At 58.8% G+C, this 13622-nt stretch carries 10 protein-coding genes and 2 pseudogenes; 8 read left to right on the top strand and 4 right to left on the bottom strand.

From position 1 onward, the window contains the following. Positions 1-761: 761 nt before the first annotated feature. Positions 762-3047, bottom strand: a complete 2286-nt coding sequence (locus tag ACTJI5_RS21530; RefSeq protein WP_440861749.1) for a TonB-dependent receptor — start codon at positions 3045-3047, stop codon at positions 762-764. A gap of 723 nt (positions 3048-3770) precedes the next feature. On the opposite strand from ACTJI5_RS21530, the gene ACTJI5_RS21525 reads away from it, so the two are divergent. The 3 genes from ACTJI5_RS21525 to ACTJI5_RS21515 all read left to right on the top strand — a co-directional run bounded on the left by ACTJI5_RS21525 (position 3771) and on the right by ACTJI5_RS21515 (position 7755). After that, on the top strand, positions 3771-5237 hold the full coding sequence (locus tag ACTJI5_RS21525) for an APC family permease (RefSeq protein WP_197411403.1): 1467 nt from the start codon (positions 3771-3773) through the stop codon (positions 5235-5237). A gap of 179 nt (positions 5238-5416) precedes the next feature. Next, entirely contained in the window at positions 5417-6592 is a 1176-nt protein-coding gene (locus ACTJI5_RS21520; protein WP_440861748.1) for an acyl-CoA dehydrogenase, read from the top strand. After that, positions 6592-7755 (top strand): CaiB/BaiF CoA transferase family protein, encoded by a 1164-nt coding sequence (locus ACTJI5_RS21515; protein ID WP_440861747.1) that lies wholly within the window; start codon positions 6592-6594, stop codon positions 7753-7755. The genes ACTJI5_RS21520 and ACTJI5_RS21515 overlap by 1 nt, the downstream gene beginning before the upstream one ends. A 661-nt stretch (positions 7756-8416) precedes the next feature. On the opposite strand, the gene ACTJI5_RS21510 is transcribed toward ACTJI5_RS21515, so the two are convergent. Then, on the bottom strand, positions 8417-8926 hold the full coding sequence (locus ACTJI5_RS21510; RefSeq protein WP_156419690.1) for a YybH family protein: 510 nt from the start codon (positions 8924-8926) through the stop codon (positions 8417-8419). A 521-nt stretch (positions 8927-9447) separates the two neighbouring features. On the opposite strand from ACTJI5_RS21510, the gene ACTJI5_RS21505 reads away from it, so the two are divergent. Next, positions 9448-10638 carry an MFS transporter gene (locus tag ACTJI5_RS21505; RefSeq protein ID WP_440861746.1) on the top strand — a complete coding sequence of 397 codons (1191 nt, stop codon included), beginning with the start codon at positions 9448-9450 and terminating at the stop codon, positions 10636-10638. 166 nt (positions 10639-10804) lie between these two features. Continuing rightward, positions 10805-12235 (top strand): NAD(P)/FAD-dependent oxidoreductase, encoded by a 1431-nt coding sequence (locus tag ACTJI5_RS21500; protein WP_440861745.1) that lies wholly within the window; start codon positions 10805-10807, stop codon positions 12233-12235. Between the two features lie 145 nt (positions 12236-12380). Here ACTJI5_RS21500 and ACTJI5_RS21495 read toward each other — a convergent pair whose 3' ends face one another. Then, positions 12381-12566 (bottom strand): transposase domain-containing protein, encoded by a 186-nt coding sequence (locus tag ACTJI5_RS21495; RefSeq protein ID WP_440861744.1) that lies wholly within the window; start codon positions 12564-12566, stop codon positions 12381-12383. A 28-nt stretch (positions 12567-12594) separates the two neighbouring features. Between ACTJI5_RS21495 and ACTJI5_RS21490 the strand changes: the two are divergent. From ACTJI5_RS21490 to ACTJI5_RS21480, 3 genes and pseudogenes are all read left to right on the top strand, one after another. Next, positions 12595-12795: pseudogene (locus ACTJI5_RS21490) on the top strand (transposase domain-containing protein); the annotation flags it as partial. Then, positions 12792-13391, top strand: a complete 600-nt coding sequence (locus ACTJI5_RS21485) for a plasmid pRiA4b ORF-3 family protein (protein ID WP_440861743.1) — start codon at positions 12792-12794, stop codon at positions 13389-13391. The pseudogene ACTJI5_RS21490 and the gene ACTJI5_RS21485, both read left to right, overlap by 4 nt. 12 nt (positions 13392-13403) lie before the next feature. Then, positions 13404-13520: pseudogene (locus tag ACTJI5_RS21480) on the top strand (integrase core domain-containing protein); the annotation flags it as partial. Positions 13521-13527: 7 nt separating this feature from the next. On the opposite strand, the gene ACTJI5_RS21475 reads toward ACTJI5_RS21480, so the two are convergent. Further along, positions 13528-13599 carry a hypothetical protein gene (locus ACTJI5_RS21475; protein ID WP_440861791.1) on the bottom strand — a complete coding sequence of 24 codons (72 nt, stop codon included), beginning with the start codon at positions 13597-13599 and terminating at the stop codon, positions 13528-13530. Between the last annotated feature and the right edge of the window lie 23 nt (positions 13600-13622).

Below are 13622 nucleotides of genomic sequence, written 5' to 3'. Positions count from 1 at the left end.
CGTCATTCGTATAAATTCAAGGAGAATTGACCGCTCGAACGGCTCCGCGTGCACCATTGAGCCGGGGCGTCGGCGCGCGACCGCAAGGTCGCCTTCTCTTCAAGATGCTATCCATAAATATCATAGTTAAAACATGGTATTATGATGCCCTCTCAGGACCAAATTCCAGCTTGAATCGAACAGCTCACGCCGTGCACCATGGCGGTCGAGACCCGCGCCGCTCGACAATAGCAAGGGATCGGGATCCAAGATTAAATTCTGCGCCCGCCGGATTTCTGCAAGGCGATCATGATTCCTGCCCAGCAGCTAAACGGCCGCGCCGCGAATCCAGGGGGATTGGCAGGAACTTGTGCGCTATTTTCCCGGCCTGTCGTCCATCGCGTGAGCATCCCTCACCAGCTCAACGCATCGCGCCACGGCCGCGATACATCGACTGAAAAGCAGGCGGTCAGTAGAGGGCCTGGGGTCAGAACCCATCGAAAGATCGATTCCCAATGACCTGCGCCGAAGATTGATGAAGGCGGTTCGAGATCGGTCGAACGCCCGCTCGCCGTCATCGAAAACAACAAGCAGCTACCCCCGCGGCTGTTCCTTGCTTCTGGTCCGGACGCCCGTCCGACCGTGCACCCTGCCCCAGGTCAGCGCCTGCCGCCCAAGCTCAGCGGGCCGGCCCGGCGCTTCTCCCGGATTGCCTCCTCCTCGCTGCAGCGATGCAGCGAGGAGGAAGTGTTTGGCCAATTACTTGTTGACAGTCCCTTCGGTCAGAACCGGATGGTAGCATCCACGCTATATGTACGCGGCGTGCCACGAATCAGATAGTCCAGCCCGGCGAACCTCAGGCCCAGACCATAGGTGAAATACTTTTCGTTGAAGAGGTTCTTCACCCCTGCGCCAACCGAAAAGCGATCCGTATTATAGGCCAGACGCGCATTGGCGACCCAATAGCCCGACTGAGACACATTCGCCGTTTCCGCGATGTCGAAAAAGACGCGCGAGGTATAGGTGCCGTCGAGATTAAGATCGACCGTTCCGTCATTGATCTCCGCCAGCACAAAATCGCCGGTGAGATTGAGGCTGAACTTCGCGGCGTTGGATATCTGGTTCCCGGAGACATCGATGCCGCTCGAACCCGACACGGTCGCATCATCGCTATATTTTGGATCCAATACGCCGACGCCGACGCCAAGCGTCACCCGATCGACCGGCCGAGCGGTGATGTCAGCCTCGAAACCGCGGACACGCGCGCCACTGATCGAACGGAGCGGAAACAGGCCGCCCGCCTCGGTCACGACGACCTGCTGGTTTTTGTAATCGGTCTGGAACAACGAACCGTTCACGGTCAGCGCGCGGTCGAGCAAGGTCGATTTGAACCCGAACTCATAAGTCCGCGCGGTCTCCGGCGGTGCGAAGGTGATTTCGGAGGGATCGCTGAAGGCCTGCGCATTCACAGCGCCGCTGCGATAGCCTTCGCGCATGGAGGCGTAGAGCAAGACGTCTTCAGTTGGCTTCCAATTGGCCCCCACCTCGAAACTGGTATTGTTGAAGGTGCGGCGATCAGAAAAGTTGCTGATCGTCGGGACCGCGACGGGGTCTACGTTATCGCCGAGGAATGCGTTGAAATTCGAAACAGCGACCTTGTCCCGGCTGAAACGCACACCGCCGTACATGGAAAGTGTGTCGGTTATTTCGAAGTCGCCGCGAAGATAACCCGCATAGCTTCTACGCTTCTGGTCGAAGCTGTTCGACTGGATAAAGCCCGTCCCGGTGGGCGTAAAGCCGAAGGTGCAGGCCGCGCCGCAGCCCGGATCCGTGAGCAGCGAATAATCAAAGCCGGCGTTTACCGAGTCATAGGTATAGATGAGGCCCGCTTGGACATTGAACGGCCCGTCAAACGATGTCGCCAGCCGCAGATCCTGGACGAACTGCTTCATGTCTTTGCCGAAGGTAACGATAGGATCGTCCGCCTCGATAACGAGACCGTCATCGTCGCCAATGTCGACCCATTTTCCCCAGTCATAGGTCGTCACGGAGGTCAGTCTGAGGACGTCGGACGCGTCCCAGTTCATAATAAGGTTGAACCCGTTGCTGCGGATCGTGCGTTCGGGCGTGCTGTTGGTAGCCGTCTCAAAGAATCCAAGGCCGTCGCGGTTCGACCCGGGGAGGTTCGACAGATTGTTGCCGGGAAAAAGAATAGCGGGATCGTTAAAGTCGATGTTTCCCGCGAACGGCGCGTAATTGCGGCCACCGCTCCTGACGTGGTTGAAACGCAGCGTCGCCTCGAAGTTGTCCGCGGGCTCGAACTGCAGCGCCGCGCGGAACGAGAAGACATCAGTCTGGTCGAGGTCCCCAAGGCCGGGCGTGACGTTCTTGAGAACCCCCGTGTCGTGCACATAAAGCGCTGCAACGCGTACCGCCAGCACATCCTGGATCAGCGGGGCCTGCAGCGCACCTTGCAGCCGAACGCGATTGAAATTGCCATAGCTGCCCGTCACATAGCCCTCGGTCGAAAAACCGGGCTTTTTCGTAACGATGTTCACGGCGCCGCCTGTCGCATTCTTGCCGTAGAGCGTGCCCTGCGGGCCGCGCAGCACCTCGACGCGCTCGACGTCATAGAGAGGCATCGTCTCGAACGTCGACAGACCGCGGATGCCTTCGTCGATATAGATTGCGATCGGCTTGCTCTGATTGGCGGAATAGTCGGTCGAAGAAATACCGCGAATGACAAAGTTGGGCGGGCCACCTTCACCGAAAGGGTAGTTCACCTGCGAGTTCGGCGAAAGCGTAATCAAATCGGAAATCTGCACCGCTTGGCGCTTCTCGATCGACTCACCGCCAAAGGCTGAAATGGCGACCGGTACGTCCTGAAGACGTTGCTCGCGGCGCTGTGCGGTAACGATGATATCGCCGGAGCCGCTTGCGGCCGTTGCACCCGATTCAGGCTCCGCACTCTCCTGGGCATAAGCCTTCGAGGGAGCTGCGAGCGGTAGCAAAGCAAGCGAAATCGCCAGTGCGGAACGGGCCGAACCCCTAGTCAATCGAGCAGTCATTATACTTCTCCCTTTTTTGCATAGTTCATCCCCGCCGGTCGAGAGCACCCTGCCAGTGCGCAAGCCACTCCCCGTTTGCCTCGGCCGAGGCGCCCCTCAGCATTTGAGATTTCCTCACCTCACACCCCTGCGCGGGAAACAGAATCCGCCATCGGGAGAAGCTCGGTCATGCAAAAATGCAGTAAATTATTCTGCCGCATAATTAAGGTGGTTGTCAATGGTTATGCGAACCCACTGGCAAGAACCCCCGGCCGCAAATCCGCTGGGAAGCGTGGCCCACAGTTTAACATCATTTTATCAACTATTTAACTACGTTATAATATCCGCAGTGTCACACCAGACCTGTCACCTGTCCGCGTCTGGAAAAAATCATCAATCGCATAAATTAGTTGCGAACGGTGACGAAATTGCTACGAATTCGAGACGCTCGCGGCCGACTCGATTTCTCGAACGACCTCGCAAGCGGCAGTTTGACATCCGCTGGCGCCGACGCGGGTCTTGTGAAATCGGGCGTGAACGAAATGGGGGCAAGGCGGATGCGCAATCTGGACTTGGCGATATCCGCGGCAAACGCTCTTGATCGCATACCTTTTTTCGGGGCTGCAATGGGCCATCGAAGGCTGGCGCGTAGAGCGCAGCGGTTTCGGGGAGCTCGTCGAGATCAAGGCCGCCGTCGTTACGATCAGCATCTGACGCAACCGAAAGCCGTTCATGGAGATACGCATGACACAAATTAATGCCGCCACTGCATCGGCACTCGTTCCGTCTCCCGTCGAGAGCGAGACCGTTGCACTGCCGCGCTCGCTGAGTACTTTTCGGCTGGCCGTCTTTGTCATCGCCGCTGTCGCGCCGCTCGCCTGCGTTATCGGGGTGCTCCCCGTAGCGTTGGTGTTCGGCAGTGGAACCGCCCTGCCGCTTGCCTTCGTCATTTCCACGGTCGTCACGGCATTGTTCGCAGTGGGCTATTCCGCGTTCAGTCGAGAGGTGCTGGTTGGCGGCGCATTTTACACCTACATTGCACGCGGCCTTGGCCCGATCACCGGTCTAGGGGCAGCCGGCGTCGCGGTAGTCTCTTACACCATGTTCGTGCCTGGGGGCTTCAGTTATCTCGGTTATATGATGCAGACCACGTTCAGCGACTTGCTCGGATTTAACCTTCATTGGGTAGTTTATTCGCTGACGGCCTGGGTCGTGATCGGTTTCTTCGGCCTTCGCCAGATCGACTTCAGCGCCCGGGTCGTGCTGGCCGTCATCCTTATCGAGTTCATGCTGCTGCTGTTTTTCGATGCCATCCTTGTCGGACAGTTGGGCGGGGCGGCATTCCCGACGCAGTCGTTGGATATCGGTGGTCTGACGACTGGCGCGCCGGGTGTTGCGATCCTGCTCGCGTTCACCTGCTACTTCGGCATCGAGTCTGCCGCTCTGTTTTCCGAGGAGGCTAAATCGCCTCAGAAATCTGTGTCGCGGGCCACCTACATCGCGATCTTCACCATCGGCATCTTCTACTTCGTCACATCGTGGATCACCGTAGGCGCAATAGGACCCGACAACATCAAAGGCATACCCGAAGCAGACGTCGGACTCATCTACTTTAAGCTCAGCAATCAGTACGTCAGCGGTGCATTCACCACCATCATCCAGGTCGCGCTGGTCACCAGCATGTTTGCTACCGTCCTTTCGATGCATAATGTGGCCGCGCGCTATTTATTCGTCCTCGGCCGTCAGGGCTGCTTGCCCCGCGCTCTCGGCCGGGCGCATCCTGTCCATGGCTCGCCCTCTGCGGCCAGCGCCACCGTTTCAGTCGTCGCGCTCGTCGTCTTCACGAGCGCTGCTTATCTGGGGCTGCACCCGATGCTCGGACTGGGGCTGATCGTCCTGGGTTTTGCAGCCGTTGGCGTGATGTTCATGCAGGCGCTCACCAGCCTGGCGGTGGTGTCGTATTTCCGGGAGCATCCCGAGCGCCACCTTTGGCAGCACGTTATTGCACCGATTTTGGCGTTTGTCGGCCTGTTGGTGGCGCTGTACTTCGCCGTCAACAATTTTGAGTACCTTAGCGGTAGCCAGAATCCGGTGGTCAATCGATTGCCAATTGGCATCCCGGTCGCGATGGCCGCAGGCATAGGGTTCGGACTGTGGCTGCGCCGGTATCGGCCTTCCCGGTTCGCCGCCATTCAGCTGGACGAGTCGTGATCCCGTCATATCGGACGGAAAAATTCGAACGGTCGCTGGGCCCTCATTCCTCGGGCATGGCGGAATCCATGCAACAAGGGGAGCTCCACCTCCAGCCTAGACCTCCGGTTTGTTGGCTTTGATTTCCATAAGCGACGCATGCTTCGCATCGCAATTTTCAATTTCTGATTGGATTTTAGATGCAGCGTTTTTCAAGGGCGGACCCCTTTCAGCTTGAAGACCAGCTGACGGAAGAAGAGCGCATGATCCGCGATGCGGCGCGGGCCTACGCTCAAAACGAGCTGCAGCCCCGTGTCACCCAAGCCTATGCACAAGAACACACAGACTCGGCGATTTTTGCCGAAATGGGACGTCGAGGCTTACTCGGTATCACGATACCCGAAGCGTTCGGCGGCACGGGCGCAAGTTATGTGAGTTACGGCCTCGTCGCTCGAGAGGTCGAGCGCGTTGACTCCGGCTATCGTTCGATGATGTCGGTGCAATCCTCCCTGGTCATGTACCCGATCCATGTCTTTGGCTCGGATGAGCAGAAGGCGAAGTTTCTGCCCGGCTTAGCCAGCGGCGAATTAATTGGTTGCTTTGGCCTTACTGAACCGGATGCAGGATCCGATCCGGCTGGAATGAAGACCCGAGCGCGCAAGGTCGATGGCGGATACGTGCTGACGGGGTCCAAGACCTGGATCTCGAACGCTCCGATCGCCGACGTCTTCATTGTCTGGGCGACGTCGGAAGTTCATGGCGGGAAGATCCGCGGGTTCATCCTTGAAAAGGGAACCAAGGGTCTCGACACTCCCAAGATCTCCGGAAAATTGTCACTTCGCGCCTCGATGACGGGCATGATCATGATGGACGAGGTCTTCGTGCCAGAAGATGCCCTACTGCCAGGCGTCGAAGGGATGCGCGGGCCATTCAGTTGCCTCAACCGTGCCCGCTACGGCATTAGCTGGGGCGCGCTTGGAGCGGCCGAGTTTTGCTATGCCGCTGCCCGCCAGTATGGGCTGGACCGAAAACAGTTCGGGCGACCGCTGGCAGCAACCCAGCTTTATCAGAAGAAGTTGGCGGATATGGCCACCGACATCGCTCTAGGCCTGCAGGCGAGCCTGCGGGTGGGCCGCCTGATGGACGAGGATCGCTTCGCACCCGAGATGATCTCGATGGTCAAGCGCAACAACGTCGGCAAGGCGCTCGACGTAGCACGCGCTGCTCGCGATATGCACGGCGGAAACGGAATTTCAGAAGAATATCAGGTCATCCGCCATATGGTGAACCTCGAGACGGTCAACACTTACGAGGGTACTCATGATGTCCACGCCCTGATTATCGGGCGGGCAATCACGGACATCGCGGCTTTCTGATGCAGCAAGAACCCGCAAGCGCACGCCAACCGCTCAAGGGCCTGAGGGTCCTTGAACTGGCCCGAATTCTGGCCGGCCCGTGGGCCGGCCAGATCCTCGGGGATCTTGGCGCTGACGTATTGAAGGTAGAAAGTCCGGACGGCGACGACACGCGCAGTTGGGGGCCGCCATTTATCGACAATGGCAACGGAACACATGATGCAGCCTATTTCCACGCCTGCAATCGTGGGAAGCGTTCGATTACCGCCGACTTCGGCAATGCCCGAGATCTTGAGGAGGTGCGCCGCCTGGCGATCGAAGCCGATGTCGTTATCGAGAATTTCAAGGTGGGCGGTCTGGCCAAGTTCGGGCTGGACCATGCAAGCCTCTCGGCCTTGAACCCGCGCCTCGTATATTGCTCCATAAGTGGCTTTGGTCAGGACGGTCCTTATGCCGCTCGTGCCGGCTATGATTTCATCGTGCAGGGTCTGAGCGGGATTATGGACCTGACCGGCGACCCGGCTGGCGCACCGCAGAAAATCGGCGTGGCCTTGGCTGACATCGTGACGGGCCTATACGCCGTCATCGGTATTCAGGCCGCCCTCACGCGCCGCGAGCGGACCGGCCGGGGCGACCATGTGGATGTTGCCCTGCTTGACTGCATGACCGGCGTCCTTGCCAATCAGGCGATGAACTACCTGGCAACGCGGGAAAATCCGGCCCGACTGGGCAACGCACATCCGAATATCGCACCCTATGCCGTGTCCCCGGCCAAGGATGGCTGGCTAATTCTTGCGGTGGGCAATGATGGTCAGTTTGACCGTTTTTGCAAGGTCGTCGGGCTCGACGAACTGCCGGCGTCACCTTCATTCGCGACCAATTCTTCGCGGGTAGCCAACCGGGACGAATTGACCGCCATAATCAGCGCAGTCACGCAAAATTGGTTGCGGGACGACTTGCTGGGCGCGCTGGAGGTCGCGACAGTACCAGCCGGCCCAATCAACACGGTCGCGCAGGCACTGGCCGATCCCCAGATCGCGGCGCGCGGACTGGTGAGACAATTTGATCGGACGGGCGCATCCCCGGTCGACGGATTACGCACACCACTGATGTTTGAACATGCCGGCCTGTCTCTCGATTGCGGGTCGCCCTTGCTGGGACGAGATCAGCCCCGCTGGCTTTGACTGTTCTCACCGCGGCAGCGGGCCGCATACCGCGCGCGCTGCAACGCGGTTGAACAAGTAGCACACCCTCCGCAAATCTGAGTGACGCTCCCGATCTCGCTTCCCTGGCACGCGGTGAAGGAGGGTGCGCGGCAATTTGACCGAAGCGGAGAGGAACCCGGCCCAAGCAAGGCCGATATGCCATTCCCGTCTTGCCGGGGCTGATCTTGGCAGTCGCCGCCGCGCTGATCGAGAGGGCGGTATAGCAGACACGCCGCATCAGACCTGGCCCCTCGTCTTCTTCGAGAGCCCCGGGTCGCGATAGGCCTGACGAAGGCATGATGGGCCGGCCAGACTTGCCGGTGGCGGCGGCTTCACAATATACCTGCGGGTCGAGCAGAGCGAGACGCCAACTTGTGGCTGCGGATTAAGAACGAAACGGGGGACAGGAATGTCGAGGATGTCGTACCCGACATCGTCGAATGGAATCTGCGAGGATTGAAAGCACCTGCAAAAGGTCCAGAAAGAAGACCAATCCGCCCAGTTCCGGGTAACTGACAAACGAGCCATGTCCATCATCGGGGGATTGCGATGCGAGCAGCGTCCCCGAAAACTTTATCGGGAAGGCCCATTGCTTCGAGCGGCTGTTTCAAAAAACCGCAATGGGCCTTCCCGGAAGCAATCAGTTACCGAAGCCGCCGGCCTGCCACATCTCTCGCACGACGCGCCAACCCTCAGGTTTGCGCTTCAGCACGAAAAGCTGGCGAATCGTCTCCTGCTTCGTGGTCGCGGGCGGGTTGGGCTGGCAGGTCAGCACTGCAAATACCGAAGCCATGTCCCGCTCGGACGAGACAACCGTATCCTGGACGGCGAACGCGCAGCCCTTATTCCCATTGGGACCAAGATAGGCAAACCAGTCGTCAAGGGCCTTGACGGAAGCCTCGATCCCGCGCCGCGCCGCAACATCCCCCTCGCCGGTGATAATCACATCGTCGCTGTAAAAGCGCTTGGCCAGTTCGGTCGATGTCAAACCGTCACGATTGGCCTGATCTTGGCCAGCGTAGAAGGCATGGAGTTCCTGGACAACGTCGGCCGGCGCCGCCTCTGCGGGCGCCTCGCGTGCCACCACCGCCAGCGGCGTGGCGCACGTCAATGCAAGCAGGGCCAATCGCGTCTTAAGGTTGCAAGTCATACAAATCTCCCATTTTCCTAGGAATAACGCCTCATGTCACCACGCCGCGTATAATTATTTCCACGACGATTTAATTATCGATCGGCAGTTGCGCGGTGTCAAGCGAGGATTGCCGATCACGCGGCATGCCTCGCAAGTCCACCCACTCTCTCACCGCACCTTCAGGCTGGCGAAATCCCCCTTCCAAACGGCCGGGGGCAAACGCCCTCCGACCTGCGGAATGTCGCCCCATATGACGCCGCGAAATTGGAAACGCTCGTCTCGCGCAACTGTCGACAGTGCCAGCGCCGCACAGGTGATGGAACACCATGACCGGCCCGGCCTTGCCCGCGAGCCGAATCTGGGCTGGCGGTCGCTTAGAATGACAAAGTAGGGCGTAAATTATGCGATTGACGAATTGATTTGCGTGTCGGATCGTAGTGGAATACAGGCAGCGGTCTTATAAGGACGAGCAACCGGGCCGGCCCGGAAGCTCGCGCGTGGCGGGCGGTTTATTGAACCGCATGGGAAAGGTGCAAGGGATGGATCGCGAGCTCGGCGTGCGTCCGGCAAGGACATTGGCAATAGCGTGCGTCCTCTACGCGCTTTCGATTATTCTGATCAATATCGCGCCGTTCTTTGTGGGGCTTTACGTCGATACACTACATATAAGTCTGAGCGAGGCCGGGTTCGTACAAACCATTGATCAAGCTGGAGGTATCGTAGGGGCCGTCCTCGGCTTCTTTCTCATGCCGCGGCTCTCCTGGCGGACGCTGGCGTTTTTCGCAGCGCTCGTGGCGACGATCGCCAATGCGGCAACGGCATTGGCCGACAGCTATGTTCTTCTGTGCCTGATCAGGTTCGTCGCGGGATTCGGGGTGGTCTTGCTGACTACGGTGTCTGCGTGCGCGCTCGCGCGGGCGCGTGTTCCGGACCGCGCATTTGGGGCAGGGCTAACGCTCGGCATGCTTCTTTCCGCCGTCGCAATTTGGGTGCTGGATGCCATAAGGTCCGATTTTGGCTACAGCGCAAGCCTCGCATCAGGCGCTCTGTGGCTATTCGTCGCCGCGGGCTTGGCGCTGCTTCTTCCTCGCGAGCTGCGCGGCAGGACGGATAAGGCCGGTGCTTTCGGCGCCGATCTGGAGCAGTCAAACGTTAGAGTGCTGGGCAAGGTCGGCCTCCTGGCACTGCTGCTCTTTTCCATAAGCGCCAATGTGGGGTTTAGCTTTACCGAACGGGTCGGCCTGGACAACGGACTGGAGCCGAGCGCAATAGCCAATTCCTTCGCGATCGGCTGTATATTTTCGGTGGCCGGCTGCCTGATGCCGACCATATTCGGCGCTGCTGGCGGGCGGATAAAGTGGCTGGTTATTACTACTACTCTTTTTATCATATCTCTCTGGCTCTTCTACATCGCCACAAACGTTACTTTATACGTTGTCGCCTTTTCCATATATCTTTCGGTATTTAATATGGGACTTGCTTACTACATGTCTGTAGTTGCAGAAAATGATCCGGAAGAACATTATACGCGGGCCATATATATCGTGAACGTCACCGCTCAATCGCTCGGCCCCGCAATAGGTGCGCTGGTCCTGATTGGATACCCTATCGCTGCTGTGTTCCTGATTGCTCCGATACCCGCGGTAGGAGCCCTGATCCTCGTGGCTTATTATACATCGCGGCAGTCGCATAATCTGGCCGCGTCGCTCTATAATCGGCTGAAAACGTAGGTCACAGTTGGCGGATCGCCATTGTACGGCAGGCCAATTGTTCGACGTCGGAAAGGAAAGATGAAGTGGCAGGTTCGAGCGGTGAGGATGTCGATGCGGCAGCAGAGATCTTTGATTTCGGCAGCAGACAGATGTTCGATTCCTCCGATTTGAGGGCGACACTCTAATGGCGGCGGTATCTGAAGTTTCCGCGGCTTGCCGGCCCGGTCGCCGTACATCGCCTCCGCATGCCGGAAAATCCTTCTGGATCCGCGACTTTGGCGATTATTCTCCAAATCGTGATCTGGATACCGATCTGCAATGCGATATCCTTGTCATCGGCGGTGGCATCGCAGGCCTCTCATCGGCCTGGCATGCCGCAAAAAGCGGCTTGGGCAAGGTCGTCCTGATCGAGAGCGAGATCATCGGCTTCGGAGCGAGCGGCCGCGCGGCAGGCTGGATCATGCCCCAGTTCGGGATGGACCAATTGTCCATCCGCAAGACATATGGCGTCGAGCGATCCAGGGCGGCCTTCGCATATTGTCGGCGCGCAACTGCTTATACGCGCGAGATCATCGAGCAAAATGGCATCGAAAGCGATTATCGCGCGCCCGGTCTTATGCGGGTGGCCTTTGACGACCGCTGGGTGGACGATCTCCATGACCTGTATTCCACCTATGAAGACATCGGTGTGGATACGGTCTCATGGCTGACCGCACCGGACGTGCAGGCCCATTATAACGGGAATACCAACTTCAAAGCGGCCATTTTCGACACGGACCTTGGTTTGCTCAACCCCTGCAAACAAGTGCGCGCCCTTAAGGGACTGGCCGAAGCGGCGGGCGTTACGGTTTATGAAAACACCCCCGCGACACATATCGAGCGACGGCCGGGCGGTGTGCGAGTGATGACTCCGGGCGGCTCTATTGGAGCGAGCAAGGTGGTGATTGCCACGAACGCTTTCACGCACCAACTGCAAGGGCCAGTCGGCCGAGAGCTCGCGCCATACCAGGCGCCGGTATTCGCGCGCGGCGCGGTGACGGAGCGTCTTTCGGACAAAATGTGGGCGGAAATTGGTTGGAAACAGGGCAATGCGATCGAGAGCTCGCTTGATCTGTTTCACTATATGGCGCCTACCGCCGACCAGCGTATCCAGTTCTATTTCATTTATTATGGCGGTCACCCCGTTCGCAATGAGATGGAACCGGCGGTCAGCGCCAAGGGGGGAGACGTCTCGCTCGCACATCTGAAACGGATATTCCCGGCTCTTGGGGGCGTCAGATTGGAGCATAATTGGGGTGGACACATGTCGGCTACGCGTGACATGGTTCCTCACTTGACGAGTATCGGTGATCAACGCGTTATCTATATCGGTGGATGCTGGGGGCATGGTCTAGCCATCAACCACCTGCATGGCCAGACGGTCGCAGATATGTTGGCGGAACGGTCAACGGACCTCACCGATTTCTGGATTGTTGATCGGAAGCCCAAGAACTGGCCGGTTTGGCCGCTGGATTTTATCGGCAAACAGCTTGCTTGGTCTATTCTCAAGCGCAAAGTGCGTAAGCAGATTCGCGGGTCAATTTTCGAGGGATTCGACGGCGACCTCCAAGAATAGGGCTCTGTCTGCGACAAGCAGCATGTTGTCAGCTAGACGCGGCTGCCGCATCGCGACCGGCAAACGCCCCTCCCCTCGAGCCGTGACCATATCGCATATATCAAGCCGCGCTGAACCGTAAGCGCTGTTCTCAGCCCACGTCGACCTAGGGTATGAGATTCCCAACGTTATTCGCCGGGTGACCATTGGCGAGTTTGCTGAGCGTCTCGGTCATCCAGTCGTGTGGGTCCATGCCGCTGGTGTTGCAGTTTTCAACGAGCGTGGCGATCATCGCCCGGTTGTCGCCGCCCTCGTCGGCGCCGGCAAACAGTGCGTTCGTGCGGTTATGCATACCTTTCCATAACCGCAAGTCATGACGGTTCGCCGGCTCCGACCGCGGCGGTGAGCGCGCCGCCGATCTCTATTCACTCATCGTCACCGCCAAGCTCAATGATATCGACCCGCAGGTCTGGCTCGCCGACGTCCTTGACCGCATCGCGAGCATCGCGCAAAACCGTCCCCACGAGCTTCTCTCCCGGGGATGGCGGACACGCCAGCCCGCACTTCAGGTCGCCGCATGACGCTTATCGCCCGCCTCAAGATCGTCCTCAGGGATATCGAGCCGAAGGTCATGCGCCGGATCGAGGTGCCGCTGTCGATCAATCTCGACCGGCTTCACACGGTCATCCAGATCGCCATGGGCTGGACCGACACCCATCTCTACGAGTTCCGTTTCGCCGGCGACGCCGCCTTCGGCATTCCCGATCCCGACTATCTTTCCAGCATGAATGATGCCCGCAAGACCACCCTGCGCTCCGCGATCGACGACTGCGGCGGCAAAACCTTCCGCTATATCTATGATTTTGGCGACTATTGGGACCATGCCGTCACCGTCGAACGGATCGAAGCGCGTGTGCCGGGCTTTCCCTACCCCTCGCTCCTCGCCGCCACCGGCCGATGCCCGCCCGAGGACGTCGGTGGGTCTCCCGGCTATGCCGAGTATCTCGAAGCACTCGCTGATCCGGACCATCCCGAGCATGAAGACATGCTCGAATGGGGCGGCGATTTCGATCCCGACAAAATCGATATCGCCGACATCGCAATTCGCCTCACGGATATCGGTCTGGCGTGGGAACGAAAACCCCACCGTAAAGCCCACGCTACACCAAAGTCATAGAACCCGCAGCCTTCACCAAATGATGCAACGCAGAACGGGTTCGTCGAGAGCTTCAATGGTCGCATGCGCGACGAGCTGCTCAACGAGACGCTGTTCTTTACGATCGGTCAGGCCCGCACGATCGTAAGCGATGTTTTCAGGCCACGGCGGTCCAGGGCATGAGGTTGCGGACGGCATTGGCGGGATGCCCGTTGGCGAGCTTGGTCAGTATTTCGGTCAGCCAAGTGTGGG

The organism is Sphingopyxis sp. 22461 (genome assembly GCF_052044915.1).
Taxonomy (GTDB): Bacteria; Pseudomonadota; Alphaproteobacteria; order Sphingomonadales; family Sphingomonadaceae; genus Sphingopyxis.
Note: the sequence above shows the minus strand (reverse complement) of the source record. Positions and strands in the feature narration are given on the sequence as shown.

Coding starts and splice junctions, on each gene's coding strand:
- ACTJI5_RS21530 (WP_440861749.1), bottom strand. CDS start 3,047: ATGACTGCTCGATTGACTAGGGGTTCGGCCCGTTCCGCACTGGCGATT.
- ACTJI5_RS21510 (WP_156419690.1), bottom strand. CDS start 8,926: ATGACTTGCAACCTTAAGACGCGATTGGCCCTGCTTGCATTGACGTGC.
- ACTJI5_RS21495 (WP_440861744.1), bottom strand. CDS start 12,566: ATGCATAACCGCACGAACGCACTGTTTGCCGGCGCCGACGAGGGCGGC.
- ACTJI5_RS21500 (WP_440861745.1), top strand. CDS start 10,805: ATGGCGGCGGTATCTGAAGTTTCCGCGGCTTGCCGGCCCGGTCGCCGT.
- ACTJI5_RS21515 (WP_440861747.1), top strand. CDS start 6,592: ATGCAGCAAGAACCCGCAAGCGCACGCCAACCGCTCAAGGGCCTGAGG.
- ACTJI5_RS21485 (WP_440861743.1), top strand. CDS start 12,792: ATGACGCTTATCGCCCGCCTCAAGATCGTCCTCAGGGATATCGAGCCG.
- ACTJI5_RS21505 (WP_440861746.1), top strand. CDS start 9,448: ATGGATCGCGAGCTCGGCGTGCGTCCGGCAAGGACATTGGCAATAGCG.
- ACTJI5_RS21520 (WP_440861748.1), top strand. CDS start 5,417: ATGCAGCGTTTTTCAAGGGCGGACCCCTTTCAGCTTGAAGACCAGCTG.
- ACTJI5_RS21525 (WP_197411403.1), top strand. CDS start 3,771: ATGACACAAATTAATGCCGCCACTGCATCGGCACTCGTTCCGTCTCCC.